25 protein-coding genes are annotated in these 25,529 nt (G+C 67.3%); 8 read left to right on the top strand and 17 right to left on the bottom strand.

All coding sequences use genetic code 11. The features are described 5' to 3' along the window. Positions 1–13: 13 nt before the first annotated feature. From WFM69_RS04630 to WFM69_RS04600, 7 genes are all read right to left on the bottom strand, one after another. A complete protein-coding gene (locus WFM69_RS04630) occupies positions 14–1,708 on the bottom strand; it encodes an ABC1 kinase family protein (protein WP_337002163.1) in 1,695 nt (564 codons plus the stop codon). A 45-nt stretch (positions 1,709–1,753) separates the two neighbouring features. After that, positions 1,754–2,383, bottom strand: coding sequence for a PadR family transcriptional regulator (locus tag WFM69_RS04625; protein WP_337002161.1), 630 nt, complete (start codon positions 2,381–2,383; stop codon positions 1,754–1,756). Positions 2,384–2,469: 86 nt separating this feature from the next. Then, on the bottom strand, positions 2,470–3,384 hold the full coding sequence (locus WFM69_RS04620; RefSeq protein ID WP_337002160.1) for an ROK family protein: 915 nt from the start codon (positions 3,382–3,384) through the stop codon (positions 2,470–2,472). Continuing rightward, positions 3,381–4,064, bottom strand: a complete 684-nt coding sequence (locus tag WFM69_RS04615) for an N-acetylmannosamine-6-phosphate 2-epimerase (protein WP_337002158.1) — start codon at positions 4,062–4,064, stop codon at positions 3,381–3,383. Before WFM69_RS04615 ends, WFM69_RS04620 begins: the two co-directional genes overlap by 4 nt. Then, a complete protein-coding gene (locus tag WFM69_RS04610) occupies positions 4,061–4,918 on the bottom strand; it encodes a carbohydrate ABC transporter permease (RefSeq protein ID WP_337002156.1) in 858 nt (285 codons plus the stop codon). The genes WFM69_RS04615 and WFM69_RS04610 overlap by 4 nt, the downstream gene beginning before the upstream one ends. After that, complete coding sequence (locus WFM69_RS04605) at positions 4,905–5,876, bottom strand: carbohydrate ABC transporter permease (RefSeq protein ID WP_337002154.1); 972 nt, start codon at positions 5,874–5,876, stop codon at positions 4,905–4,907. Before WFM69_RS04605 ends, WFM69_RS04610 begins: the two co-directional genes overlap by 14 nt. Before the next feature lie 10 nt (positions 5,877–5,886). Continuing rightward, positions 5,887–7,176, bottom strand: coding sequence for an ABC transporter substrate-binding protein (locus WFM69_RS04600; protein ID WP_337002152.1), 1,290 nt, complete (start codon positions 7,174–7,176; stop codon positions 5,887–5,889). Positions 7,177–7,305: 129 nt separating this feature from the next. On the opposite strand from WFM69_RS04600, the gene WFM69_RS04595 reads away from it, so the two are divergent. From WFM69_RS04595 to WFM69_RS04585, 3 genes are all read left to right on the top strand, one after another. Continuing rightward, positions 7,306–8,022 (top strand): GntR family transcriptional regulator, encoded by a 717-nt coding sequence (locus tag WFM69_RS04595; RefSeq protein ID WP_337002150.1) that lies wholly within the window; start codon positions 7,306–7,308, stop codon positions 8,020–8,022. A 48-nt stretch (positions 8,023–8,070) separates the two neighbouring features. Continuing rightward, positions 8,071–9,573, top strand: a complete 1,503-nt coding sequence (locus WFM69_RS04590; RefSeq protein WP_337002146.1) for a DUF4127 family protein — start codon at positions 8,071–8,073, stop codon at positions 9,571–9,573. Between the two features lie 150 nt (positions 9,574–9,723). Beyond that, positions 9,724–11,343 carry a glycosyltransferase family A protein gene (locus WFM69_RS04585; RefSeq protein WP_337002144.1) on the top strand — a complete coding sequence of 540 codons (1,620 nt, stop codon included), beginning with the start codon at positions 9,724–9,726 and terminating at the stop codon, positions 11,341–11,343. Between the two features lie 279 nt (positions 11,344–11,622). Here the strand turns inward: WFM69_RS04585 and WFM69_RS04580 are convergent, their stop codons facing one another. The 7 genes from WFM69_RS04580 to WFM69_RS04550 all read right to left on the bottom strand — a co-directional run bounded on the left by WFM69_RS04580 (position 11,623) and on the right by WFM69_RS04550 (position 17,903). Beyond that, the gene (locus WFM69_RS04580) at positions 11,623–12,966 is read right to left on the bottom strand and encodes a DUF222 domain-containing protein (protein WP_337002142.1); all 1,344 of its coding nucleotides are present in this window, start codon (positions 12,964–12,966) and stop codon (positions 11,623–11,625) included. Positions 12,967–13,097: 131 nt separating this feature from the next. After that, complete coding sequence (gene panB / locus WFM69_RS04575) at positions 13,098–13,967, bottom strand: 3-methyl-2-oxobutanoate hydroxymethyltransferase (protein WP_337002140.1); 870 nt, start codon at positions 13,965–13,967, stop codon at positions 13,098–13,100. A gap of 49 nt (positions 13,968–14,016) precedes the next feature. Then, complete coding sequence (panC, locus tag WFM69_RS04570; RefSeq protein WP_337002138.1) at positions 14,017–14,901, bottom strand: pantoate--beta-alanine ligase; 885 nt, start codon at positions 14,899–14,901, stop codon at positions 14,017–14,019. Next, positions 14,898–15,668, bottom strand: a complete 771-nt coding sequence (locus WFM69_RS04565; protein ID WP_337002136.1) for a DUF2520 domain-containing protein — start codon at positions 15,666–15,668, stop codon at positions 14,898–14,900. The genes panC and WFM69_RS04565 overlap by 4 nt, the downstream gene beginning before the upstream one ends. A gap of 187 nt (positions 15,669–15,855) precedes the next feature. Beyond that, positions 15,856–16,815 carry a hypothetical protein gene (locus tag WFM69_RS04560; RefSeq protein ID WP_337002134.1) on the bottom strand — a complete coding sequence of 320 codons (960 nt, stop codon included), beginning with the start codon at positions 16,813–16,815 and terminating at the stop codon, positions 15,856–15,858. Next, positions 16,812–17,531 carry a hypothetical protein gene (locus WFM69_RS04555; RefSeq protein WP_337002132.1) on the bottom strand — a complete coding sequence of 240 codons (720 nt, stop codon included), beginning with the start codon at positions 17,529–17,531 and terminating at the stop codon, positions 16,812–16,814. Before WFM69_RS04555 ends, WFM69_RS04560 begins: the two co-directional genes overlap by 4 nt. A gap of 69 nt (positions 17,532–17,600) precedes the next feature. After that, complete coding sequence (locus WFM69_RS04550; RefSeq protein ID WP_337002130.1) at positions 17,601–17,903, bottom strand: ArsR/SmtB family transcription factor; 303 nt, start codon at positions 17,901–17,903, stop codon at positions 17,601–17,603. A gap of 82 nt (positions 17,904–17,985) precedes the next feature. On the opposite strand from WFM69_RS04550, the gene WFM69_RS04545 reads away from it, so the two are divergent. Continuing rightward, on the top strand, positions 17,986–19,242 hold the full coding sequence (locus tag WFM69_RS04545) for an MFS transporter (protein WP_337002128.1): 1,257 nt from the start codon (positions 17,986–17,988) through the stop codon (positions 19,240–19,242). On the opposite strand, the gene WFM69_RS04540 is transcribed toward WFM69_RS04545, so the two are convergent. After that, on the bottom strand, positions 19,223–19,924 hold the full coding sequence (locus WFM69_RS04540; RefSeq protein ID WP_337002126.1) for a hypothetical protein: 702 nt from the start codon (positions 19,922–19,924) through the stop codon (positions 19,223–19,225). The genes WFM69_RS04545 and WFM69_RS04540 overlap by 20 nt on opposite strands. 118 nt (positions 19,925–20,042) lie before the next feature. Between WFM69_RS04540 and WFM69_RS04535 the strand changes: the two genes are divergently transcribed. Then, complete coding sequence (locus WFM69_RS04535) at positions 20,043–21,011, top strand: G5 domain-containing protein (RefSeq protein WP_337002124.1); 969 nt, start codon at positions 20,043–20,045, stop codon at positions 21,009–21,011. Positions 21,012–21,130: 119 nt separating this feature from the next. On the opposite strand, the gene WFM69_RS04530 is transcribed toward WFM69_RS04535, so the two are convergent. Further along, a complete protein-coding gene (locus WFM69_RS04530; RefSeq protein WP_337003036.1) occupies positions 21,131–22,216 on the bottom strand; it encodes a type I restriction endonuclease in 1,086 nt (361 codons plus the stop codon). A 140-nt stretch (positions 22,217–22,356) separates the two neighbouring features. Between WFM69_RS04530 and WFM69_RS04525 the strand changes: the two genes are divergently transcribed. Next, positions 22,357–23,439 (top strand): hypothetical protein, encoded by a 1,083-nt coding sequence (locus WFM69_RS04525; protein ID WP_337002122.1) that lies wholly within the window; start codon positions 22,357–22,359, stop codon positions 23,437–23,439. On the opposite strand, the gene WFM69_RS04520 is transcribed toward WFM69_RS04525, so the two are convergent. Then, entirely contained in the window at positions 23,429–23,839 is a 411-nt protein-coding gene (locus WFM69_RS04520) for a (deoxy)nucleoside triphosphate pyrophosphohydrolase (RefSeq protein WP_337002120.1), read from the bottom strand. The two genes, WFM69_RS04525 and WFM69_RS04520, sit on opposite strands and share 11 nt — an antisense overlap. A gap of 94 nt (positions 23,840–23,933) precedes the next feature. Between WFM69_RS04520 and WFM69_RS04515 the strand changes: the two genes are divergently transcribed. Together WFM69_RS04515 and WFM69_RS04510 are read left to right on the top strand one after the other, a co-directional pair. Further along, a complete protein-coding gene (locus WFM69_RS04515; RefSeq protein ID WP_337002117.1) occupies positions 23,934–24,269 on the top strand; it encodes a nucleotide pyrophosphohydrolase in 336 nt (111 codons plus the stop codon). Next, positions 24,266–25,423, top strand: coding sequence for a DUF2075 domain-containing protein (locus WFM69_RS04510; protein WP_337002115.1), 1,158 nt, complete (start codon positions 24,266–24,268; stop codon positions 25,421–25,423). Before WFM69_RS04515 ends, WFM69_RS04510 begins: the two co-directional genes overlap by 4 nt. The last annotated feature ends 106 nt before the right edge of the window (positions 25,424–25,529 follow it).

The following is a 25,529-nucleotide window of genomic DNA, read 5'->3' as shown; positions in this document are numbered from 1 at the left end:
GTCACGCGGGGCGTCAGCGTCGACCGACCCCCGCGAACAGGGAGTGCAGCAGCGGCAGCGCCGAGACGCAGAGCAGGGTGATGCCGAGCGGCGGCACCGCGGGCACCAGCAGCGCTCCACCGATGAGCATCGCCGCGAACAGCACTCCGGAGGCGATGCGTCGGGCGATCCCCTCCAGCCGGTCGAGACGGCGCTCCAGCCGTGACGTGTCGAACGTGACGGTGCCGTCGTCGATGCGGGTGATGATCTTGTCGATGCGGCCCGGCAGGCGCCAGGTCGTGCTCATCGTTCCCATGGCCTGGCTGGCGAACGCCTGCACGATGTTGCCGCTCTCATCGCGCAGCAGCCGTCCCGCGTAGGGCTCGGCGGCGTCCCACACGTTGAACTCGGGGTCGAGGCCGCTGCACATGCCCGACGTCAACGAGACCGCACGGATGAGGAGCAGCATGTTCTCGGGCAACTGCAGTGGGAGCGAGCGCACCATGTCGCCGAACTCGTCGGCGAAGTCCTTGAACTCCCGTGGGTCGACCTTGCTGAGCTCGGCGAAGCCCATCCCCCCGAAGCGGGCGAACAGGGCGGTGAGCGCGCGTTCCAGCTCGGCGGTGTCGGCGGAAGGGAGCAGCACGCCGATCTCCTGCGCCGCCGCGACGAGGCCGTGGCTGTCGCGTCCAGCCACCGCGATGAGGAGCGTGCGCAGCCCGTCGCGGAGGTTGTCCGGCACCTCGGCCATCATCCCGAAGTCGATGAAGGTGAGACGGAACCGGTGCCCCGGCTCTCCGTCCGCCGACGGCACGGGCGTGACGAAGATGTTCCCCGGGTGCGGGTCGGCGTGCACGAAGCTGTGCGTGAACACCTGGTCGAACATGACCTCGGCGAACACCGCGGCGACCTCGGAAGGGTCGATGCCGGCGGCACGGAGCGCATCGGTGTCGTTGATCTTGATCGCCGTGACGTCCGACAGCGTCAGCACGCGGCGGGTCGACCGCTCCCACACGATCTCGGGTGTGTCGACGCGCGGGTCGTCGGCGAAGTTCTCGCGGAACCGTTCGGCGCTCGCAGCCTCGTGCAGGTAGTCGATCTCCTCGAGGCTGGTCGTGGCGAACTCCTCGACCAGCGCGGGCGCGTCGACGCGGTCGGCCACCAGCCGCACGCGGGTCAACCAGCGGGAGACGCGGCGGAGCGCGGCGAGGTCGACGGCCACGATCTGGTCGATCCCCGGCCGCTGCACCTTGACCACGACGTTCTCGAGCCCGGTGTCGGCGGCATCGAGCGCCGAGAGGCGGGCGCGATGCACCTGGCCGAGGGAGGCCGCCGCGACCGGGGTCTCATCGAACCAGGCGTACGCACGCTCGAGCGGGATGCCCAGCTCGGCCTCGGCGAGCGCACGGATCGCCGGGGTGGGCACGGCGGGGACCTCATCCTGCAGCCCCTCGAGCTCCTTCGTGATCTCGGGCGGCAGCACGTCGAGGCGGGACGACATGAACTGTCCGACCTTGATCATGAGGCCGCCGAGCTCGACCGCGAGCACGTGGAAACGCCGGGCGAACTTCTGCATCCGCTCGGCGCGGGTGCGCTCCGCGATCCCGCGCATCCCGAGTCGGGGAAGGACAAGTTCGAACCACCAGATCTTGAGGAACTCCCGGCTCGCGAACGACACGATGCGGCGGTACCTGGCGCGGTGGGCGCCCTGTGCCGCAGCATCGGTCATCGCGTGGTCCTCTCGCCGAGCCCCACTCGATGCCGCACCGCGCGCTCAGTCCTGAGCGAGGATCGAGTACAGCTTACGGCGGGCCTCGTCGAGCACCTCGATCGTCTGCTGCACCTGCTCCGGGGAGCCGCTGCGACCGACCTGCGCTGCCGCGGCGGCGAGATCGACGCCGGCCTTGGGCAGCGCGCTGAAGCGCGCGTTGTCGCGGTTGCCGTCCTTGCTCGACGACTCCCACGGGGCGGGGGTCTCGGTCGTCTCGTCGGCGACCGCACGACCGGCCTCGGTGAGCGAATAGGTCTTGCGACCGTTCTGCTCCTCGGCCTCGATCAGCCCCTCATCGGCGAGCAGCTGCAGGGTCGGGTACACGGAGCCGGCACTCGGCTTCCAGGTGCCGCCGCTGCGTTCGGCGATCTCGTTGATGATCTGGTAGCCGTGCATGGGCTTCTCGGCGAGCAGGGAGAGCACGGCGGTGCGGACGTCGCCGCGGGCCATGCGCGAGCCGCCGGAGGGGCGGGACTCGAACGACTTGCGGAGCTGGTCCATGGCCTCGAAGATCGTGGAGGCCGGACCACCGGATCCTCCGAAGCCGGATCCGCCGAAGAATCCGCCGGGTCCGCCTGAGCTCCCGGAGCCGCTGCCGCCGCCGAACGGGTGGGAGGGGAATGCGTCGTTCATGATGACCTCCAGTGGTGAGCGATACTCAACGATATATCGTTAACCCTGAGGGTGGGGTGGGAATTCTCTCGGACCGGGATGAACGCTCAGTCCCGTGCCGCGATCAGCGCAGCGCCCGTGAGTGCCGCGTCGATCCCGAGCTGCGCCGGCACCACACGCGCCGCCGACGGACCCGGCATCGCGGCCGAACGGTACGCCTCCTGCACCGCGGACAGGTAGCGTTCGCCGATCTCGGCGACACCCCCGCCGACGACGATCACTCCCGCGTCGAGCACCGCATTCGCGCTCGCGAGGCCACGCCCGAGGTACCGCGCTCCGTCAAGGATCACCCGCTCGGCCACCGCGTCTCCTCGTCGGGCTGCGGCGTCCACCTCGCGCAGCGACAACCGGGTGCCGCTCTCCTCGAAATATGTCCGTTCCAGCCCCGGCCCCGAGGCCACCGCCTCCACGTGCCCGACGCCGCCGCACGGACACCGGCGCTCCGCCAGCCGCGGAGGCAGCGAGATCTCGAGGTGACCCACGGATCCGGCTGTCCCGGTGGCGCCACGACGCACGCCGTCCGGCAGCACCATGGCTCCCCCGACACCCGTGCCCACCGCGACCATGAGCATGCCGTCGGCGGCGCGTCCGGCGCCCTGCGCGGCTTCGGCCACCGCCGCTGCGTGCACGTCGTTGATCACGGCGACGGGAAGGCCGACCGCCTCCGTCAGGGCGGCCCGCAACGGGAAGCCCGCCCAGCCGCTGATGGCATCGGTCGCGGAGGTGATCGCACCATCCGGGCCGACCACTCCCGCCGTGCCGACGCCCACCCCCTCGGGTCGCGCACCGCCGCTCATCGCACGCACGGCCTCGGCCACCGCGGCGACGATGGCATCGCCGCCCTCCCGCGCAGGGGTGGCGAAGGTACGCACCTCGGTCGTCCGCACGCACCTCCCCCGCTCGTCCCGTATGAAGCCGGCGGCCGCGATCTTGGTGCCGCCGATGTCGATGCCGATGATCACGCCGGCTCCCGCAGGGCCGGGGTGACGGCGACGAAGCGCTGCGTGATCGCGATGGGATCCGTGATGGCACCGCCGACCACCACGGCGAGCGCTCCGGCGTCGAACGCCGCTCGCACCTGGTCGGGCGTCTGATAGCGCCCCTCCGCGATCGTGGGGATGCCCGCTGCGACTAGGGCGGCGACCAGTCGCAGATCGGGCTCGCCGCCGCCAAACGACTGCGGGGTGTAGCCCGAGAGCGTGGTGCCGACGACCGCGGCTCCCGCCTCCCAGGCGCGCACGCCTTCGTCGAAGGTCGAGACGTCCGCCATGACCGGTCGGCCCGTCGCCTCGGCGATCTCCCGCAGCAGCCCGAAGTCGTCGCCGAGCTGCTCCGCCGTCGCATCCACGGCGATGATGTCCGCCCCCGCCTCGGCGAGACCGACGGCCAACGCCACCTCCGGGGTGATGACGTTGCGCACACCGCCCCACACCTTGTGCAGACCGATGATCGGCACGGTCGTCTCGGAACGCATCCGCCGGATGTCGTCCGGACCGTTCAGCCGCAGGCCACTCGCACCGCCGAGGAGGGCGGATGAGGCGAGCGCCGCGATCACCTCGGTGTCGCGCACCGGGCTCCCCGACGGCGCCTGCACGGAGGCGATCAATCGCCCGGTGATGAGTTCGAGAGGGCCGTGGGTCATTTGAGAGCTCCTGCGCTGGCACCGCCGATGAAGAACTTCTGGCCGAGGAGGAAGATCGCCACGGCTGGGAGCGTGAACATCACGCACGCGGCCATCAGCGGCCCCCAGGCCACGTCGTTCTCACCGAAGAAGGCGTACAGACCGATCGACAGCGTATAGGTCGACTGGTCGTTGAGATAGATGAGGGGATTGAGGAAGTCGGTCCACGCCCACACGAACTGGAAGATCGCGGCGGTCACGATCGCGGGTCGCGCGAGCGGCAGCACGATCGTCGCGTAGGTGCGGAACTCGCTGGCGCCATCCAGCCGCGCGGCCTCGATCAGCTCATCAGGCACGGCGAGCAGGAACTGCCGGATCATGAAGATGAAGAACGGAGTTCCGAGGAATGCGGGCACGATCAGCGGGAGGTAGGTGTTCGTCGCCTCCAGCCCGTTCCAGACGAGGAACAGCGGGATGAGGGTGACCTGCGGCGGCAGCATCATGGTCGCGAGCACGAGGATGAGCAGCGGGCGGGCACCGCGCCACCGCACCTTGGCGAGCGCGTACGCGACGAGCGGGCACGAGATGACGGTGCCGAGGATGCTCATGCCCGAGACGAAGAGCGTGTTGGCGAGGTAGCGCCACACCGGGATCTGCTCGAACGCCTCGGCGAAGTTGTCCATCGTCCAGTCGGTCGGCAGCAGCGACGGCGGCGAGGAGAACACGTCGCCGGGCGTCTTGAACGCGGTCGACAGCATCACCAGCAGGGGGAACAGGAACAGCAGGGCGAGCAGCGCGACCGAGATCTGCTGCCGGATGCGGCGTGCGGTGCGGCGGCGTGACGGCCTCCGAACGGTGGTCTCAGCGTGCGCCATCGTGCACCCACTTCCTCGAGCTCGCGAGCACGATCAGGCTCACGACCAGCGTGATGATGAACAGGGTCCAGGCCATGGCCGAGGCGTACCCCATCTTCAGGAACACGAAGGCGTTCTGATACAGGTACATCGCGTACGAGAGCATCGACTGCCCGGGGCCCGAGCCCGCCTGGTTCAGACGCTCCTGCGACAGGATGTACGGCTGGGTGAAGATCTGCAGGAACCCGATGATGCTCACGATCACCTGGAACAGGGTGACGGGCGAGACGGTCGGCCAGGTGACGCTGGTGAAGCGGCGCCACGCACCGGCCCCGTCGAGCTCGGCCGCCTCATACAGTTCCTTCGGCACCTCCTGCAGAGCGGCGAGGTAGATGATCATGGTCCCGCCGACGGTCCACAGCGACATCAGGATGATGGCGGGCTTGGTCCATTCCGGCTGCTGCAGCCAGGCGGGCCCGTCGATGCCGAACCACGACAGGAAGTAGTTGATGAACCCGTACTGCGCGTTCAGGAGCCAGCGCCACAGGTAGCCGCCGACCACCACGGGCACGATCGACGGCAGGTAGACGAGCGCGCGGTAGAGCGGCTGGCCGCGCACCGGAGTGTTCAGCAGGTGTGCGCCCGCGAGCGCGATGCCGATCGCCAGGGGCACACCGAAGAGCGTGAGGACGGCCGTGTTCGCGAGCGACTTCCAGAAGACGCCGTCGTTGAACATCTGCACGTAGTTCGCGAAGCCCACCCACTCCGGCGACTGGAACAGGTTGAAGTCGGTGAAGCTGTAGAACGCCGACGCCGCGATCGGATAGGCGAACAGGAACAGGAAGCCGACGATGAACGGCGAGGCGAAGGCGAGGCCGATCAGCGTGGACCGGCGGCTGCGCCGGCGTCGGGCGCGACCGCCGGGTCCGGCAGGAGTGCTCTCCTGCCGGACCCGGGGTGCTGTCGCAGTGGTGGTCACGGGGTCGCGATCACTTCGTGGAGTAGTTGGCCATGCGCTCTTCGACCGTCGCGATGGCCTCCTCGGGGGTGGCCGTGAGACGCACGACCTCGTCGAAGGCGGTGGCGAGGTCGGTCGCGTACTCGGCGCTGTACGGGAGGCTCGAGAGCGACTTCGCATTCGGCGATGATGCCGCGTCGGCCCACACGCTGAAGTCCTGCAGGCTGTCGAAGGCGGGGCTTCCCGCGAGCGAGGTGCGGCCGGCGAGGTTGCCGAGGGCGACGGCGAACTTCTCCATCGGCTCCTTGCTCACCAGGTAGGCGAGGAACGTGGCGGCCTCGTCCTTGTGCTTCGAGTTCGCGGGGATGAAGAGGGTGCTGGCGGTGACCTGCGTGCTGTTCCCGAGCGCGGGCGATGCGGCGGGGATCGCCGTGACACCCCACTGGAAGTCGGGTGCGACCTTGGCCGCGCTGGCCGAACGCCACTCGCCGTCGATGATCATCGCGACCTTGCCGCTGAAGAACGGATCCTGCGCGGAGAGGTACTCGCCCTGACCGGAGACGAAGGTCGCCATGGCCTCGGCGCCGACGGGCTCGATCACGTTGTCCTGGTACCACTGCAGGGCCTCGAGGTTGCCGGGGTCGGCCGGGGTCGGGCCGTCCTCGCCGTCCCAGGTGCCGCCGAACGCGTAGCCGAGGGTGGTGAGCGTGGTGCTGTCGTTGGCGGAGCCCAGGCCGAGCTGCGTGATCTTGCCGGAGTCGTCGACCTTGGTCAGCTTCGGGATCGCGGCGGCGAGCTCGTCCATGGTGGTCGGCGGGGTGATTCCCGCTTCCTCGAGCAGCTGCGTGTTGTAGAGCAGCTGGAAGCTGTGGATCGCGATCGGCAGCGAGTAGATCTTGCCGTCGTAGGTCATCTGCTCCATCGCGCTGGGCACGAAGTCGTCGACGTCGATCTTCTCGGTCTTGATCGCGTCGTCGAGCGGCGCGAGGATGCCCTTGGACGCCCACGCGCCGACCGTGTTGCCGAAGTTGTCGGAGATGTCGAACGATCCGTTCGAGGACGACATCGACGTGAGCTGCTTCTGGGTGTCGGGGCTGGATACGCCCTTGACGACGATCTCGTCCTGGCTGGCGTTGAAGTCGGCGATGATCTCCTCGAGCACCTTGGCCTCATCACCGCCCCACAGGTACGAGAACGTGATCTCGGTCGGGCCGTCGGCGTCGCCGCCGCCCGCGCCGCATCCGGTCAGGGCGATGGCCGTGGCTGTGGCCAGAGCGCCGGCGACCAGGGCGCGCCGTCGCATGTGCTGCTTCATGTGCATGGGGAATCTCCGCTCATCGTTGACCTTGCAAAAGGATTGGAATAGACCAATTCGGAACCGCTGAGAACAGACATTGACACATCCCGCGGCCATCGTCAAGATTGGGTTAGTCCAAACGAGGGGGAAGCCATGGCGGCGATCGAGGGTGTGACGAAGCACGAACGAGTGCGGCGGCATCTGGAAGAAGTCATCCAGCAGGGTCTCGCCCCGCACGAGAAGCTGCCGACCGAACGCGACCTCGCCGAGTCGCTCGAAGTCAACCGGCAGACCGTGCGGCGCGCGCTCGACGAGTTGGAGCGCGACGGACTCGTCTACCGCCTGCAGGGCGCCGGCACGTTCGTGAGCGCGTCCCGCATCAGCAAGACGTTCGAGCTGACCTCGTTCTCCGAGGACATGCACACGCGCAACATGCGTCCCGGGTCGCTGTCGGTCGACGTCACCACGGCGTCCGCGGGCCAGACCGCCGGATACGCGCTGAACCTCAGCCCGCAGTCGCCCGTCGTCCGCATCCGGCGGGTGCGCACCGCCGACGACATCCCGATCTGCCTCGAGGTCTGCTCGATCGCCGCCGACGCGGTGCCCGGCCTGGAAGACGGCATCGTCGGCGACTCGCTGTACGACGACCTGCGCACGCGCTTCGGCATCTCGGCCGTGCGCGCGGATCAGGAGATCCACGCGGTCGTGCTCGACGAAGAGCAGGCGCTCGCCCTGCAGACGCCGCCGTTCTCCCCCGCCTTCCTCGTGAAGCGCACCACCTACGACGCCCGCAGCCGTCCGATCGAGTACGCCGAATCGGTGTACCGCGGCGACCGATACTCGTACCTGGTGTCCATCTCGCGTCCCTGACACCCGCCCGCGCCCTCCCCGAACCCCCCGACGAAAGGCAGTCCTCCCGTGCCCGACACGACTGCGCGCCCGCGCATCGCCCTGCTCCCGCTCGACGACCGGCCGGTGAACGTGCGACTCCCCGGCGATGTCGCCGCAGTGGCCGGCGTCATCCTCGATGTGCCGCCCGTGGAGGTGCTTCCCTCGTATCGCGCGGCCGGCGACACGGGCGCGCTGGGCTCCTGGCTGCTCGACCGCGCCGCCGACCCCGCGACCGTGCACGTCGTGGTGTCGGTCGACATGCTGCTGTACGGCGGACTCATCGCGAGCCGGACGAGCGCGGACACGACGCGCGAGGTGCTGGAACGCCTCGATGTGCTGCGTGAGGTGCGTCGACGGCGCCCCGAACTGCCGATCTCGGCGGTGTCCCTGGTGACACGGGCGAGCAACTCCTACTCGGCGGCGGAGGAGCCGGAGTACTGGACGGCGCACGGCAAGGAGATCCATGCGCTCGGCGGCGACGCCCACCGACTGCTCGCGGAGACCGACGTGCTGCCGCTCTCGGAGCTGACGGAGGTGCCGGCCGAGATCGTCTCCGACTATTCGGCCCGGCGCCTGCGCAATCACATCGTGAACCTGTCGACGCTGGCGCTGGTCGAGGATGAGACGCTCGACTTCCTGGCGATCACGGCCGACGACACGGCCCCGTTCGCGGCCGGCAGCGCGGAGCAGGTGTGGCTGCGGCATTGGATGCGGATGCTGCCCTCGGGGCGGAATGTGCTGATGTATCCGGGGGCAGACGAGGTGGGAGCGGCCCTGGTCGCTCGGGCGCTGGCCGCGAATGCGGGGGTCACCGCGGCGTTCTCGGTCGCCTGCGCCGACGCGGCGGGGATGGAGCGCGTCCCTCCCTACGAGAACATGTCGCTCGCGGCGTCGGCGAGCCGCCAGATCAGGGCTGCCGGTGCGATCGAGGTCGCAGCGGGCGGCGATGTGACGCTGGTGCTGCATGCTCCCGACCCCGACCGCCACGACATGTTCCGCGGACGCCCCGATGCCGTGGACGCGGATGCCGTCGCCGGGACGGTCGCTCTGATCCGGGAGCGTCTGGATGCCGGCGAACTCGTCGCGCTCGCCGACGTCCGCTACCCGAACGGTGCCGATGAGGCTCTCGTGCGCGCTCTCGCCGAGGCGGGCCTGCTCGGGCGGCTCGAGGCCTTCGGCGGGTGGAACACGGCCGGCAATACGCTCGGCAGTGTGGTCGCGGTCGCGGCGGCCGGGGTCGTGGGGCGCGCGACCGGGTCGTTCGACGCTCGGGCCGCACGGATCGCCCTGCTCACCCGCCTGCTCGACGACTTCGCGTATCAGGCCGTCGTGCGCACCGACTCGGGACCGTCGCTCTTCCCCGACATCTACCCGATGGCCGACGATGCGCGGGTCGCGACGGCGGAGCGGGTCATCCGCGATGAGCTGTCGGCTGTGCTGGAAGCCGTGCTCCCGGCCGATGACGTGCGCATCGAGGAGCTGACGCTGCCGTGGCGGCGGTCGTTCGAGATCGGGCTCGTGCTCGGCTAGCGGGTCTTCCCCGGCTCCCCTTTTCAACGCTTGCCGGCCTGCTCTTCTGACCCTGCACACGCCCGGGGTCCCACGCAATCCCCGTGCCTCGCACAGGAAGTCGTGCTTGGCTCGTGGGCATTGTCGGAGAGCACAGTGCCGGGGGGCCGAATGTCTGAGATCGAATCGTCGCGGAGCACGTCGGAGCACGCGCATCGCGGGCCGCAGCACATCAGGGTGAGCGTGGTCGTGCCGGTGTTCCAACCGGGGCCGTCGTTCGACGACCTCATCGCGTCGTTGGATCGGCAGTCGCTGGCGTCTACGGCGTTCGAGGTGCTCCTGTGCGACGACGGGTCGGGCGAGCCGACGGCGTCGCGTCTCGCGGAAGTCGCGCGCACACGCCCGTTCGTGCGCGTGTTGTCGCTGCCGCATTCGGGCTGGCCGGGCACGCCCCGCAACTGCGGCGTGGACGAGGCCCGCGGGACGTACGTGCAGTTCGTCGACCAGGACGACTACCTGTTCGATGGCGCGCTCGAGGCGCTGTGCGACTATGCGGACGAGCACGGGTCGGATGTCGTGGTGGGCAGGGAGGTGGGGATCGGGCGTGAGCTTCCGAGTCGGATCTTCCGTCGTGACATCCCGCGCGCCGCGCTCGGCGAGGATCCGTTGCTGGAGATGCTGACACCGCACAAGCTCTTCCGCACGGCGTTCTTGCGCGAGAACCGCATCCGCTTCCCGGAGGGGCGCGTGCGCCTGGAGGATCACCTCTTCGTGATGCAGGCGTACTTCGCGGCATCGACGATCTCGATCCTGGCGAGCGAGCCCTGCTACGCGTGGGTCAAGCATCCGGGCAGCGCGAGCTCGTCGCGGATCGACCCCGAGACGTACTTCCCGCATCTGGAGACCGTGCTCGACGTCGTCGAGGCCCACACGGAGCCCGGCCCACTGCGGGATCGCCTGTTGCGGCACTGGTTCCGCGGGAAGATCTTGAAGCGTCTCGCGGGGAAGCGGATGCGGAAGTATCCGGCGGAGTATCGCGCGCGCCTGCTCGATGTCGTCGTACCGCTGGTGCAGCGGCGGTTCGGCCCGGGAGTGGATGCCGGGCTCGCGTTCCCGCACCGCATTCGCGCCGCACTGTTGCGCGCCGATCGCCGCGATGACCTGCTGCGGTTCGCCGAGTTCGAGGCGGGCATGGAGTGCCGTGCGACGGTGACGAAGGCACGGTGGTCGCGGGGTGGCGGGCTGTATCTCACAGTGCGCGTGCGCATCGTGGTCGACGGCGCGGATGCGCTGGTGTTCCGGCAGACGAGCGCGGGTGGCCTGGAACTCGTCTCGCTGCCGTCGGGGATGGCGGAGGGGCTGCCTGAGAAGCTGCTCGTCGCCGGGCGCGAGCTTCGCAACGATCGCCTGGAGCTGACCCTGCGCGAGCCGACCCTGCGGGATGGCGGCGCCGTGTCGCGCCGACTCACGCGCGCTCCGCTCACCAGCACCCGCGACGTCGCCCTGTCGATCGATCCCGTGAAGGTGTTCTCCCGCGACGACGCCTCCGGTGGCGGGGCGATCATCGCAACGGTCCGCCGGGCGGGCTGGACCTTCGAGGTCCCGCTCGACGCCGATCCTGAGGTGCTCGCGCGGGCCGGGCGCTCGCCCTTCCTCGCGGGCCACCCCTGCACTCTGGCCGCAACCGCGGATGGCACCGTGGAACTCCACCGCGAGTGGCCCGGCGGACGCCTGAACGACTTTGCCGCCCGCGCCACCCGCCGCATCCGGAGTCTCGCCCGGCGCAGCTGAGTCGACCCCGCCAACCGTCGCATCCGGAGTCTCGCCCGGCGCAGCCGAGTCGACCCCGCCAACCGCCGCATCCGGAGTCTCGCCCGGCGCAGCTGAGACGACCCGCGCCAACCGCCGCACAGACGCATCGACTGCACCCGCATCCGCACCAGCCGCTCGCCTCACACCCACACCCACATCCGCGCCTACCAGCACGCACACGCGGCACATCCCTGCACATCCCGGCCCACCCCTACAGCCCGAGCCGAACCCGTATCGCCCATCCCCGCATCCTGACGCTCACGCCGCAATGTCGAACCGCGCCCGTCCACCGAGCCGCGGCACACGCTCTGGATCGACGGAGCGGGGAGGGATGAACCACGGCCGCGCGCAGACTCCTGCACCGTCGATCCGAATCTCCCACCCGTTGTCGTGGATGCGATGGTGGCAGGTCTCGCAGAGCAGAATCCCGTTGGATAGATCGGTCGGCCCGTGATCTCGTTTCCACCAGCGGATGTGGTGCGCTTTCGTCATCTCCGGCGGCAACCCGCACATGGCGCAACCGCCGTCTCGCTCGACGAGCGCGAGTCTCTGCGCGCGGGTGAAGAGACGTTTCTCGCGACCCCAGTCGAGGATCTCGCTCGCTCCGCCGAGCACGCACGGAATGACCCCACCGCCCGCCGCCATCCGCCGCGCGGCGCTGACCCCGACGACCTGGTCGAGACCGTCCACCGTCGCTGATCCCTCGCCGGACTGCAGGTCGTCGAGGGAGACCCGCACGACCACGGTCGCGCCGGCCAGCGGGACGCGTCGAGCCTCGCAGCCGAGCACGTGCGAGCAGAACACCGCGAGCGCGTCGGCCTGGATCATCGCCACCGAACGCCGGTCCGAGTCGGGCGACTGTGCATCGGGGGCCTCGTTCCGTGCTGCGAAAGCTGCACTGACATAGCCGCGGAGCGCTGTCACGACGGGTGCGGCGGTCTCGGCGTCGAGCTGCGCGTTGAGGTGCACCATGCCGTCACGCTCGAAGATGGTGAGCGATCGCCGTCCGCGCTGTTCTTCCGCCCGCGGCTCGACGCCGTCGGGATCGAGCCAGGCCTCAGCCCGCAGGAGCAGCTTGCGCACGTCGTCGAGCGCCAACCCTTCCGCCGCCGCCGTCAGTGTGCGCTCGCCCTCGGCGATTCGCTCGACTCCCGCAGCAACGCGACACCGTTCGAGTAGGCCGATGATGAGCGCCGCGACCTGCGCGCTGAGGGCTCCTGCGGCGAGGGCCTCGCGCACGAGCGGATAGCGCGCCGGAAGCCGCGCCCCGATCAGGTCGCTGCGCGGCGCAGTGGCCTCGCCGACCTTGACCAGCCGCAGCGCATCGCCGGTGGAGACTCCGGTCGTCGCGGCGATGAGCTTGGCTGGCGTGCGAAAGCCCTGCTGCTTGGCGAGACTGTCGGCGCCGAGTTCGGGGCGCGACTCGTGCGAGATGCCGGCAGCGATCTCGACGTGCACGGCGTCCAGCCGACGCTGCAGCAGACCGATCGCATCATTGACGGCGATCAGCTGCGTGCGAGAGAGATCCGCGGAGTCGGCTGCGCTCGACCAGGCATCGTCGAGGCGGTTCATCGCCTCGTGCAGCCCGGTCAATTTCGTCATGCTTCATTCTAACCTGAGAGCGATGCGAGATTCGAAGCTTTGTTCCCATTGGATTCCAACATTCCGCGAAATGTCGAGAGATCTCGCCTAGCGTCGTTTCCATGCAGTTTCGAATTTATAGACAACACGCATCAGCGCCCGGCGAGCAACCCACGGAGTCGTTCCGCCTCGCCGTCCGCCATTGCGTACCCGTGCTCGACGGACGGGTACATCCCACCACGCACGTCCGACACGTAGGTCTCGACCCCGGCGATGGCCGCTGTCCGCAGATCGGCGTAGCGCTTCACGAACTTCGCCGCACCGCCGTCATAGATGCCGAGGAGATCGTGGAACACGAGCACCTGTCCGTCGGCATCGGCCCCCGCGCCGATCCCGATGACGGGAATCTCCAGCTGCGAGACGAGCAGCGCGGTCACGTCAGGCGGCACCGCCTCCACGACGAGCATCGAGCATCCCGCCTCCTGCAGGGCGAGGGCGTCGTCGATCACAGCGAGTGCGGCGTCGGCCGTGCGGCCCTGCGCGCGATAGCCGCCGAGCGCGGTGGCGGTCTGCGGGGTGAGCCCGACGTGTCCGACCACCGGGATGCCCGCCTGCACGAGCGCCCGCGCGCGGTCGACGGTGGTCCCGCCGCGCTCGATCTTCACCAGGTCGCAGCCCGCCTCCTTGACGAAGCGCTGCGCTGTCGCGACCGCGAGCTCATCGGAGGCCTCGTAGGATCCGAACGGCAGATCGCCCACGAGCAACGGGACCGACAGCCCGCGGCGCACCGCCTTCGTGAGCATGAGCATCTCGTCCACCGTGACCGGCACGGTGCTGTCGTAGCCGAGCACGGTCATCGCGGCGGAGTCGCCCACGAGCACGACGTCGACCCCTGCCGCCTCGACGATCTGCGCCCCGGGATGGTCGTAGGCGGTGACCATGACGATGGGCTCGCTGCCCTTCTTCTTCGCGACGAGAGAAGCGAGCGTGACCCGCCGGCGCGGAGCCTGCTGCGCGCTCATGCGGGAGTCTCGGTCCGGAGTCCGTGGGTTTTCGTCATAGGGGGTCGCATCAGACGTCATCCCTCTCATCAGCGAGTGGCGACGCGGCGGCGACGCTCAGAAGGTGATTGTCGATCAGCCGTGCTGCGCCGACATGCGCGGCGACGGCCAGGAGTGCGTCGCCATCGACGCGGGCCACCGGCCTCAGCGTCGCGGCGTCACGGAGCTCGAGGTACTCCGGATCGATTCCGGCGTCGCCGAGCACGCGGCGCGCGGCAGTGAGGATGCTTCCCGTGTCGCGCGCGCCGGCCTCGAACACCTGCTCCGCCGCATCGAGCGCGCGGTTGAGCGCCGTGGCTTGTGCCCGCGCGCCCGCATCGAGGTAGACGTTCCGCGAGCTCATGGCGAGTCCGTCAGCCTCGCGCACGATCGGACACGCGACGATGCGCACGTCGAGGTCGAGATCGCGCACGACGCGGCGCACGACCAGCACCTGTTGCGCATCCTTCTGCCCGAAGTACGCCGCATCCGGACGCACGATGCCGAACAGTTTCGTGACGACAGTCGCGACGCCGTCGAAGTGGTGGGCGCCGCGGCTGGAACCGTCGAGCACGTCGGTGAGTCCCGCGACGTGGATGTTCGTCGCGAATCCGTCGGGGTAGATCTCGGACGCGGTGGGTGCGAAGAGGATGTCAACGCCTTCCGCCTCGGCGAGCGCCGCGTCGCGAGCCTCATCGCGCGGGTAGGTGCTGAGGTCTTCGTTCGCCCCGAACTGCGTCGGATTGACGAACAACGACACGACGACGAGGTCGGATGCGGCGCGCGCCGCACGCATGAGGGAGAGGTGTCCGTCGTGGAAAGCGCCCATGGTGGGGACGAGGCCGACGGTCGCGCCCGTCGAGCGTGCCGTACGGACGGCGGCGCGGACCTCGGGGATGGTACGGAGGATTCTCATGCTCGGCTCTCCTGCGACTCGGCGATACCTGCAAAAGAACGGGCCGCGATCGCACGCGTGGCCAGGGCGAGGCTGTCGAACAGCTCCTGGAGGTCGAGCTGCTCGGCCGCCGCCCGCTGCCGCGCGACCGTCGCCTCGTCGCCGCGAGCAATCGGCCCGGTGAGCACGGCGTCCGCTCCATGCTCCGCCCAGTTGTCGACCGTCCGGCGCACGAGCGGTGCGAAAAGCGTCCTGGCATCTTCGGCGCCGATACCCGCGGCCGCGGCCAGCTGCTCTGCGGCGTCGAGCACGGCGAGGACAAAGTTCGACGAGAAGGAGGCGGCGGCGTGATAGCTCGCACGATGGGCATCGTCAATCCGGAACGGGCGGGCCCCGAGCACACAGGCGAGCTGTTCCGCGATCGCCAGGGCCTCGTCGGTGCGTCCCGCGATGGCGGCACCGATGCCGTGGAACGCTTCGGGAGACTCGGCGCCGGTGAAGGTCTGCAGCGGGTGGATGCTGAAGTCGACGTCGGCGAGCGGCGAGGCGCCCGAGACATGTCCGAGGAATCGTGCATGCGGGCGGGCCGCCGCGGCGACCTCGACGATGCTGGCATCCGGCACGCACAGCACGATGATGTCGACGTCCGGGATCCGGCCATCACGCCCGAGCGGACCCTGCACCTCGATGCCGGAGGCCCGCAAAGCCTGCGCGAGCACGCGTCCGAGACGACCGGCACCGATGACGGCGATGGTCGTTCCTGACGCGAGGGAAGTGGGGGTCTGCATGTCGATTCCGGTGCAGTGTCGGGGCGGCGCGGATGCGAGAAGTATCCGCCCGCCGCGGCATCCACTCCAAATCTGGGAGCAACGTGCATGCCACGCGCGGACGTTTGCTTGCATATTTGTCAATCGGTTTGGCTTTGCGATGCGCACATCGCCCTCCGTGCCGAAATGGGCTAAGGCAGGTGCAGGCTCACTCCACGCCGAGGATCTCGGTCAGCTTGCCTTCGATGCGGATGATGTCGTGGGCTCGAGGATCCGGCCCACCCCAGACCAGCTGCACGTTGAGCAGATCCTCGGCATCGCCGCGGGTCACCTGTAGCGCTCGATCGTGACCGATCATCGTTCCGCCGATCACCCACTCATCCGAGTCCCGGAGCGACGCCATCGATAGCCCCAAGCGCTTGGCCACCGACGACTCGTCGGGTTCCGCGGCGAGGACCACATCGATCGGTATCGTCGCGAGCGTCAGCCGGCCACCGCGATGGCGGTGTCGGCGAGACTCCGGCGTCTCTGGAATCACCGCAGTAGCCACGCCGTGCACCACCCGATTGCGCGCCAGGACGGCGGGAGGCGTGAGGACGGTCTGGTTGTCGACAGGGACTGCGCGACGGTACTCACGACGCCACTCCGCTGCATCTCGGGGCTTCACTGCGACCAAGAGCGGCGTGAGGTCGATGGCGCGCCGCCACGGGACGACGGCGCCGATCTCCTCGGGCAACGAGGTACGTCGGCGCGGAAGCAGGTAGACGTCCGCGCCCAGCGTCGCCGCATCGACCGCCGCCGGGGAGTCCTCGGCTGGATTGACGATCAGCACGACAGGCGGCCGATCCGTCGACATCTCAGCCAGCGATTGCGCGAGGTGACGGTCCGCGACCGCCGATGGGAACCTCGATTCCTCCGCCACCCGTCGGGACGCGCCTCGCGGGTTCTCGATCAGGTCGGCATTCCAGCGCCGGGCCCGCGGGATGCCGAGTTCGGCCATCATGTCGCGAAGGACTCCGGAGCTGCTGTCGGTCTCATCCACGACGAGGGAGCCTCGCCCCGTCGCGAGGTCGGCGCGGATGCGCGCGGCTGCCTGATCCACTCGGATGGCAACGGTCGACCGGCTGAACCGCCCGGGCACGACCTCCAAGGCCCTGCCACCGGTCATTCCTCCACCATCCAATCGGACGACTGGAAATGACTCGACACGGCCCCGGAGGACATCGGCGGACCATCGCCATCGAAGATCGCGATCGACACCGGCCGCCGGATGAGCTCCGCTGCGCGCGTCCTCCAGAGGCTGAGATGCACGAACTTCGTCTCTGTCAGCTCCTTCCTGAAGAAGTTGTAGTGCGGGTGCGCGGCGTGGATGTCGGTGAGCGAGAGACCGAGGTCGTTCGCCATCGCCTCGATCATCGACCGTGCGGCATGACTGGAGATCTGAAAGTCGAGATCGCTGGCTTCCGCCGCAGCACCGATCACGAACAGCGCATCGAACGGCCGCTGAGTCGGCCCCGGCGCACTCCACCGCGATGCGAGATGCTGCTCCATCCGATCCGCCTCGTAGTCACTCGGCATCCGCCGATAGTGACTGAGGAACTCTCGGACGAGCTCCGCCCTGCTGTACAGCATCGGCTTCAAAGGCGAGGAGAAGAACCGAGCCGCGCTGCCCTGCAGGCGCACGTCCGCGTCGTCTATCCCCTCTTTCTCCAAGGCCTGGAAGAGCGTCTTGCACAGGTACCGATAGTCATCGTGAGACACCCGCAGTGGTGCGTCACCGCTCGCCCAGGAAGCGAACTCGGCGTCCGAGATCTTCAGGAAATCGAGGTCGTCCGCGTCGATCTGATACCCACCCTGATCAGTGACGGCATGCGCGACGGTCATGCCGCGAATCTATCGGATGGCTGGCGTCCACCACTCTCAAGGCAGCGTCCCGCCCAAGCGGCCGACCGACTAGCGCAGCACCGAATCCAACAGCCCCGGGAAGAGTGCATCGAGGTCGTCGCGCCGGAGCGTCAGCATCCGTCGACGCCCGTTGGGTTCGTTACGGATGACGCCCGCCTCGCGGAGCACCTTCATGAAGTGCGACTTGGTCGACTTCGGCAGGTTCGGGTCGGTGGCGTGACAGGCGGCCATGTCGAGGGGGCCATCGGCGAGCTGGCGCGTGATCGCGAGGCGCTCGGGGTCGCTGAGCGCGAAGAGCACGTCGGTGAGTTGGATCTCGGAGCGCTCGGGGTGCGGAAGATCGCCGGGCATGGTTCGATAATAGTTGAACAATTGATGGATGGCGAGTACGCTCCGATAGTTCGATGATTCTCGAACCTTACGAGGAGCTGCCATGACCACCACCGAGCCGATCGTTCGTCCCTCGGCCGTCACGCCCCGTTCGACGAGCACGCCGTCCCGTACCCGGTTCGGGTTCGTCCTCGCGATCGTGACGCAGATCCTGATGATGGTCGGGGCGAGCGCGCCATCGCCGTTCTATCCGGTGCTCGCACACGACATCGGGTTCGCGCCCGTGGTGATCAGCGCGGTGTTCGCGGTCTACGCCGTCGCACTGCTGCTCACGCTGCTGACGGCTGGCTCACTATCCGACCATGTCGGCCGTCGGCCCGTGGTGATCGCGGGTCTGCTGCTGCTGGCGGGCAGCATGTTCCTGTTCTGGCACGCGGATGCCGTTGCGATGCTGTTCCTCGCGCGCATCCTGCAGGGCGTCGCGAGTGGTCTGCTCATCTCGGCGCTGTCGGCGACCGTGCTCGACTTCGCACCGGGCGGGCGCGCGGGGGTCGCGGCGTTGTGGAACGCGCTCAGCCCGGGGATCGGTCTGGCGCTCGGGGCACTCGTGTCGGGAGTGATGCTCGACGTGAGCGGCGAGGCGCTGCTCGATGTGTTCGCGCCCCTCACCTCGGCCTACATCGTGCTCGCGGCACTGTTCGTCCTGGTGCCCGAGACGGCGCCACGGAAGCCGGGGGTGTGGGCGTCGCTGAGCTTCCGGCTATCGATTCCGTCGGCGATCCGGACCGACTTCTGGCGTGGGGCGCCGGCCGTGATCGCCGGGTGGGCGACGGGCGGACTGTTCCTGTCGCTCGGTGCGAACATCGTGCACGGGGAGCTCGGCGGGCAAGCGCACGTGTGGCAGGGTCTCGGCGTGGTGCTGCTCGCCGGGGTCGGGGCGCTGACCGCGTTCGTGCTGCGTCGGATCGCGGCGCGGTCGATGGTGCTGTTCGGCACATCGGCGCTCGCGATCGGGACGCTGCTCTCGCTGGTCGCGCTCGGCCTCGGGTCGCTGCCGTTCTACCTCGTCGCTGCGGCGGTCACCGGGATGGGCTTCGGCACCGCGTTCTCGGGAGTTGTCGCGTCACTGGCACCGCGTATCCCGGCGACACAGCGCGCCGATACCTTCGCCGTGCTGTACGTGCTGGCATACCTGGCGTTCGGCGTGCCCGCGGTGATCGCGGGAGCGTTGGTCGGGGTCGTCGGACTCGAGGCGGTTTGTGTGGGGTACGGGGTTGTGGTGATCGCGCTGGCGGCGGTCGCGTTCGGGTTGCGGGTGCGGGCGGGGCGGTCGGGGCGACCTACTTCTCGAGCTCGTTGAGAGCGAGGATGTCGGCACGTGAGTAAGTGCCGAGCGGCACTCCGTCGGCACGCAGAGTCTCGATCGAGTCGATCGCGGGACGCACCCTGTTTCCGAGCTCGTTGTTGAACGCGACGGGTGTCGCGGCGAAATTCGCGAGGTTCTCGAACGGGTTAAAGGCGTCGAAGTCCTGCTGCGTGACGCCCGCGGCGGCGGGATCGAAGGTGACGCGCACGACGCCGTCGGCGAACGTCACCTCGGTGACCGCCTTGCCGAGCATTACGCCGGCGGTGGCGCGTTCCGCGAAGAACTCGTTGAACGCCGCCAGCACCTCGGCGTCATCGACAGCCGTGTCGGTCGGCACCGTTGCAGCGGTCGGTTCGGGTGATGACGTCGCCACCCGTTCGATCTGCACGGTCGGGGTCGGCGTCGCCAGGACCTCCGGCGCATTGGCTCGTTCGAGCGCCGCGCCGGTGACGATGATGCCCACGAGAACAGCCGCGGCGGCACCCCCGATGATCCATGCCTTGAGAGAGATCCTCTTCTTCGGGCGACGGAACGTCATCGTCGAGCGAATCGCGGAGCGTGCCTTGATCTCGACGAACTCCCACCCGTCAGCCTCGGCTTTCGCGCGTGCGCGATCCTCCGTGCCGCGGAGGGCGTGGACGTCCTTCGTCTCATACTGAACATCGTTCTCCGCCATCGATCGTCCTCACTGCGCGCCGCCGAGCCCCGCGCCCGATCGCTCCTGAGAGTAGCGGAGCAGTGACAACCCTGGCTGCCGCTGTCTTCGTTACCCACCCACGTCAGGAAAATCGATAGTGTTCGGCGAGGACCCGAGTACAAGGACGGCAACGATGCCTCAAGCAGCACCCCAGGGGTGGTACCCCGATCCCCAGCAGCCCGCACAGCAGCGCTGGTGGGATGGCGATCAATGGACGGCCAATACAGCCCCGCTGGATAGCGCACCGATGGCGGCCACGGCAGTGGCACCCGCCCAGGCGAAGTCGTCATCGAAGCTTAGGGTGGTTCTCATCGTGGGAGCTGTGGTTCTGGCGATCACACTGCTCACTCGCAGCCTCGGTGTGCTCCTCCTTCTCGCCGGGTGCTTCCTCTTCTTCGTCGCGGTCTACGCGATCGTGCGCGGCTCGGCCGTACTCTTCCGTGTGCGCTCGCGCGGTGCCGGCTGGGCCGCGCTCGGCATCGCCTTCGCGTTGATGTTCGTCGGCACAGGGGCGAATGCCGCGCTCGGCGGTCCGGGCTCGGATGCGGCGCCCTCGTCGTCGGAGGCGAGCCCGTTTGTCGCGACACAGACGCCGACACCTACCCCTTCACCGAAACCGACCACGTTCGCGGACATCGACGAGTCGACGCCCATCCCTTTCGATCGCACCACGGTCGCCGACGCGCAAATCGACGTCGGGCAGACTGTGATCACGACCCCCGGGGTGGCGGGCACCAAGGTCACGACGTATCGCGTGACATACATCGACGGGGTGGAGGCCTCGCGCGATGTCGTGAGTGAGACTGTGACCCTGGCACCGGTGGCAGAGGTCACTTCGATCGGAACACGCCAGCCCGCACCGGTCGCGCCCGCGCCGGTGCCGCTCGCTCAGCCTGCAGCCGAATGCCATTCCAGTTACGCCGGGGTATGTGTGCCGATCGCCTCGGATGTCGACTGCGCGGGAGGAAGTGGCAACGGCCCGGCCTACGTCCGCGGACCCCTGCGGGTCGTCGGCCCTGACGTCTATGACCTCGATCGAGACGGCGACGGGATCGCCTGCGACTGACGGGTCCGAGGAGCATAAGCGAGACGCTTGATCTGAGCTTCGCCACCCGTCGTCCACCAAAGCGCAAGCATCAAGATTGTGCCGTTCACGCTCGCACTCACGATGCCTGCTTCTGCGGGCTAGTCCTTGTACCGGCGAACTGCCTCGCGGATGCCTTCAGCGTGCGAGTAGATCTCGTCGAGCTCCTCGATCGCGTGGCGCGTCTCGACCTTGTCCTCATCCAACAGCCCGAGGTACTTCTGCTTCCCGTTGAAGTGAAGGCGCGCTACGGGCTTCCGGTTGTTGTCATCGATCAGCACGGCGAAGTAGCTCTTGGCGTCGCGATGCGTGACGCGCTGCGGCTTAACCTCGCCACAGGCGATCGCCTTCACGATCTGGTAGCCCTCGAGCTCTTCAAGAGTGGTCTCGATCTCGGTGTCGCGATCGAGGTCCGCTTCCGCGACCTCTGCACTCGTTGCCGGCGACAGGTCCGAAGTGTGCGTGATTCCGCTCACGCCGAGGGCAGTCTTCAGACGATCGTTCACTCGCTCATTCAGGAACTGATGTGCCGCCTTACCGACCAGCCCCGTGAACTGCTGACGAACCTTCTGCGTGTAGGAACCTTCGTACACGCGCGTTGCGAAGAACTTGATCCACTCGTCCGTCGGTTCGCGGAACTGGCTCGCGATCTCTCGCTTGAGGGCACCGATGTACTTGAGCTCCTCCGCCGCGCTGATGATCGAGTCGAGGTCGAAACTCTCCTTACTCAGCTTCTGAATTTCCGGAATCAGGGTCTCATCGATGTCGAGCAGATCGAGGACGAGGAACGGCTTTGCATCCATCCGGTTCGGAGCATCGAGGTCCGTGTAGAAATGCCAAACAACGCCATTCGTCAGCACTGCGATGCGCGCGTTCGTCACCGCAAAGTAGCGGAAGAGCTGGGAAGCGTGCTCGATCTTGAGCGAGCCCATCGACGGCTTGCACTCGATGAGGATCTGGACTTCACTGTCGCGCATGATGGCGTAGTCAATCTTCTCCCCCTTCTTCGTGCCGACATCGGCCGTGAACTCGGGCACGACCTCCAGCGGGTCGAAGACGTCGTAGCCAAGAATCGTCGAGATGAACGGCATGACGAACGCATTCTTCGTCGCCTCCTCGGTCCCGATCGCCGTCGCCTGGTTCTTCACCTTCGTCGCGAGGGAATCGAGACGCTCTGAAAACTCCACCGTCACTCCGTTCTTCGTTGAACACGTATTCATCAAGACGATAGCGGAAGCCGGCGGAGGGTTCAGGGTGCGCGGCATAGCAAGCGCGGGGCCTCACCAGCGAGGGTCGATAAATGCGGCATATCGATATGCTGCGTCGCGTGAGCACCACGACCCCGGCCCAACTCTCGCTCGAACTCAACATCGATCAGAAGCGCATCCGCGGCTTCCTCCGAGATCTCTACGGAACGCTTCCTGAAGGCGTCACCCGTTGGGAGCTTGAGGACTCGGGGGCCGAAGCCGTGCGGACCGAGTTTGCAAACCCGTTGCGAGCAATCGACCCAACGCTCTGGACGCTGGAGCCCGGTGACACGGTGTTGCGCCGAGAGGTCCATGCCGCATACGGAGGCCAACAACAGGGAGGGATCATCACTCCCAAGTCGATCCCCGACATCCTGGTTATCACGAGCCCGGAGAGCGGCGCGAGGCATGGGTACGACACCTTCGAAGGGCTTCAGGAAGACGGATCGTTCCATTACACGGGTGAGGGGCAGTACGGATCGCAGGTGTTCGCTCGTGGGAATGCCGCACTTCGCGACGCCGCTCAAAGAGGCCGCCCAATTCGGCTCTTCACCAAGCGAGGCAAGTTCGTCACCTACGTGGGGGAATTCACGACCGGCGACCCGGCGTTCAGAATCGAAATGATTCCTGACTCGAAGGGGGACCTCCGCGAAGGCATCATTTTCAATCTCGTCCCAGTCAATGCCGACGCCGAGGCGCTCGATGTTCGATCCGAGCCCCTCGTGGGCGACGCGCAGGTTCTCGCATGGACTCCTCCCCAATCGTCTTCCTACGTGGTTGGTGCTCCACTGGCGCCCACGGAACGTGTCGCATCCCGAATCGAGTTCGAGTTGCAGAGAGATTTCGGAAGATGGATCACCGATCGGGGCGAAACTCCGCAACGCCTGCGTCTGGACTCCGCAGGCGTCACGGTAGAGCCCGACTTGTTCATCGAAGAATCGGGCTGGGTCGTCGAGGCGAAGAAGTCGCCAGCCCGCGGGTACGTCCGAACGGCGATTGGCCAGGTCCTGGACTACACGCTGCTAGCTCGCAAGGCAGGCCACGCCGCTGCTCCAGTCATTCTCTTGCCCAGTCGGCCGATTGCTCATCTGGAGGCCTTGCTCTCTGAATTGGGAATCACTCTGATCGTTCGCGCTGAAGAGGGATTCCTGGTCATCGAGTAGCCGCAGTGCGCGCCAACTCTCTAACCGCTGGCAAATCAGGAGTAGCCCACTCCAGGTTTGGCAACTCACGAGCGCCAATCCAGCGGAGCTCATCGTGGTCGAGACTCTCTGTCGGGGGCTCACCGAGCAAACGAGCGCGAAAGCAGGTAAGCCGGATGACTTCTTCACCCACGGCAGTGTCATCAGTCCGAAGCATGCCCGTAATTTCGATCGAGGCGCCGAGTTCTTCCTGAATCTCTCGCACAAGAGCGTCAGCGTGCGTCTCACCCGGTTCAACTTTCCCGCCCGGAAACTCCCATTTGCCTCCAGCCGCTTTCTCCGCACGGCGACGACAAGTAAGAATGAGGGCCTCACGCTCCACAACGGCAGCAACGACCTCGATAATGCGGCTCTGACTCACGGGGATGCCTCCGCAAGCACGCTAACAGGGAATCGACGTCCCGGTCCCACTCCCGTCCGAGGCGAGCTGGACAAGCTGCTGCTAGCGTCGCATCATGCTGTCGCCGCAGACCATCGCCGCCCTTCGCGCCTTCGTCGCCGAAAGGGACTGGGACCAGTTCCACTCGCCGGAGAACCTCGCCAAGAGCATCTCGATCGAGGCTGGCGAGCTCCTCGAGTGCTTCCAGTGGTCCCCGGACTTCGACCAGGAACAGGTCGAAGCGGAGCTCGCCGATGTCGTCACCTACTGTATTCACCTCGCGAACAAGATCGGCGTTGACTTGGACGAGATCGTCATGAAGAAATTGGAGTCAACGGAGGCGAAGTACCCCGTCGAGCTCTCCAAGGGCCGGATGACGAAGTACACCAAGCTTTCCGAGGCTCCAGAGTGACAGAGTTCAGCATTCAACAGCTTCCGTTCCGTCGTGACGCCGTCGACATGTGGGCGCGCGACGATACCCGGCACACCAACTGGCCCGTCGTCTACGTCATCGAAGGCGACGCCCAGCGCAGCTCGCCCGGGCTCTATGTCGGTGAAACAGTGAGCGCCGCTACCCGCCTGCGTCAGCACCTCGCCGGCTCAAAGAAGAACGAATCCCTGGAGTCGATCCGCGTGGTCGTGGATCACACGTTCAACAAGTCAGTCTGTCTCGACCTCGAATCGCATCTCATCCGATGGTTTTCGGGCGACGGTCGATATCGCATCCTCAACGGCAACGACGGGCTGACGGACGCGCAGTACTACGACCGCGACCTCTATCGCGAGTCTTTCCGTGATGTGTTCGAGGCGCTCCGAGCAGAGGGTCTCTTCTCGCGAAGCATTCCGCAGATCGAAAACTCCGACCTGTTCAAGCTCTCACCCTTCAAAGCTCTGACGGATGACCAGGGCATCGCAATCATGGACATCCTGGAGGGACTACTCGAAGATCTTCACAACCCCGGCGCTCGATCAACCCTCGTCGTGCAGGGCAACCCGGGAACAGGGAAGACGATCATCGCGATCTTCCTGATGAAGCTGCTCGCCGACATCCGCGATTACGACGACCGCGACGGCGTCGAACCGGACTCAATGTTCTCGGAGTTCTTCGTCCCTGAGAATCGCGAGCGGCTCAAGTCACTTCGTATGGCGCTCGTGATCCCGCAACAGTCTCTGCGGATGTCGGTGAAAAAGGTGTTCAAGAAGACGCCCAAGCTTGACGCTGCAATGGTGATGTCGCCATTTCAACTCGGCGAATCGGACGAGGATTATGACCTCGTTCTCGTCGACGAAACCCACCGGCTCGGGCAGCGAGCCAATCAGGCGTCGGGGGTGCAGAACAAGAAGTTCCGCGAGATCAACGAGACTCTGTTCGGAAGGGACGACCCGCGCTACACCCAGCTCGACTGGATCAAGGCTCGCAGCAAGCATCAGCTCCTGCTCGTCGACGGGGAACAGAGCGTGCGGCCCCATGATCTTTCTCCCGCGACACTTCGCGCCGAGATCACTGAGTCCAAGGATGCGCATCGCTTCTTCCGCCTGACGACCTGGGCCGACCCCGTGATGTAGGTCCAGTCGTTGTGTGAGTCGTCTTGATGCTCGCTGCTGCGGGCAGGAAGACTGGTCTCATCATGACGAACACGAGGAAGCGGCACACGCCTGAGCAGGTCGTGCG

Source organism: Microbacterium sp. LB12 (assembly GCF_037150835.1).
Taxonomy (GTDB): Bacteria; Actinomycetota; Actinomycetes; order Actinomycetales; family Microbacteriaceae; genus Microbacterium.
Note: the sequence above shows the minus strand (reverse complement) of the source record. Positions and strands in the feature narration are given on the sequence as shown.

Coding starts and splice junctions, on each gene's coding strand:
- WFM69_RS04630 (WP_337002163.1), bottom strand. CDS start 1,708: ATGACCGATGCTGCGGCACAGGGCGCCCACCGCGCCAGGTACCGCCGC.
- WFM69_RS04625 (WP_337002161.1), bottom strand. CDS start 2,383: ATGAACGACGCATTCCCCTCCCACCCGTTCGGCGGCGGCAGCGGCTCC.
- WFM69_RS04615 (WP_337002158.1), bottom strand. CDS start 4,064: ATGACCCACGGCCCTCTCGAACTCATCACCGGGCGATTGATCGCCTCC.
- WFM69_RS04610 (WP_337002156.1), bottom strand. CDS start 4,918: ATGGCGCACGCTGAGACCACCGTTCGGAGGCCGTCACGCCGCCGCACC.
- WFM69_RS04600 (WP_337002152.1), bottom strand. CDS start 7,176: ATGCACATGAAGCAGCACATGCGACGGCGCGCCCTGGTCGCCGGCGCT.
- WFM69_RS04595 (WP_337002150.1), top strand. CDS start 7,306: ATGGCGGCGATCGAGGGTGTGACGAAGCACGAACGAGTGCGGCGGCAT.
- WFM69_RS04585 (WP_337002144.1), top strand. CDS start 9,724: ATGTCTGAGATCGAATCGTCGCGGAGCACGTCGGAGCACGCGCATCGC.
- WFM69_RS04580 (WP_337002142.1), bottom strand. CDS start 12,966: ATGACGAAATTGACCGGGCTGCACGAGGCGATGAACCGCCTCGACGAT.
- panB (WP_337002140.1), bottom strand. CDS start 13,967: ATGAGCGCGCAGCAGGCTCCGCGCCGGCGGGTCACGCTCGCTTCTCTC.
- panC (WP_337002138.1), bottom strand. CDS start 14,901: ATGAGAATCCTCCGTACCATCCCCGAGGTCCGCGCCGCCGTCCGTACG.
- WFM69_RS04565 (WP_337002136.1), bottom strand. CDS start 15,668: ATGCAGACCCCCACTTCCCTCGCGTCAGGAACGACCATCGCCGTCATC.
- WFM69_RS04560 (WP_337002134.1), bottom strand. CDS start 16,815: ATGACCGGTGGCAGGGCCTTGGAGGTCGTGCCCGGGCGGTTCAGCCGG.
- WFM69_RS04555 (WP_337002132.1), bottom strand. CDS start 17,531: ATGACCGTCGCGCATGCCGTCACTGATCAGGGTGGGTATCAGATCGAC.
- WFM69_RS04550 (WP_337002130.1), bottom strand. CDS start 17,903: ATGCCCGGCGATCTTCCGCACCCCGAGCGCTCCGAGATCCAACTCACC.
- WFM69_RS04545 (WP_337002128.1), top strand. CDS start 17,986: ATGACCACCACCGAGCCGATCGTTCGTCCCTCGGCCGTCACGCCCCGT.
- WFM69_RS04540 (WP_337002126.1), bottom strand. CDS start 19,924: ATGGCGGAGAACGATGTTCAGTATGAGACGAAGGACGTCCACGCCCTC.
- WFM69_RS04515 (WP_337002117.1), top strand. CDS start 23,934: ATGCTGTCGCCGCAGACCATCGCCGCCCTTCGCGCCTTCGTCGCCGAA.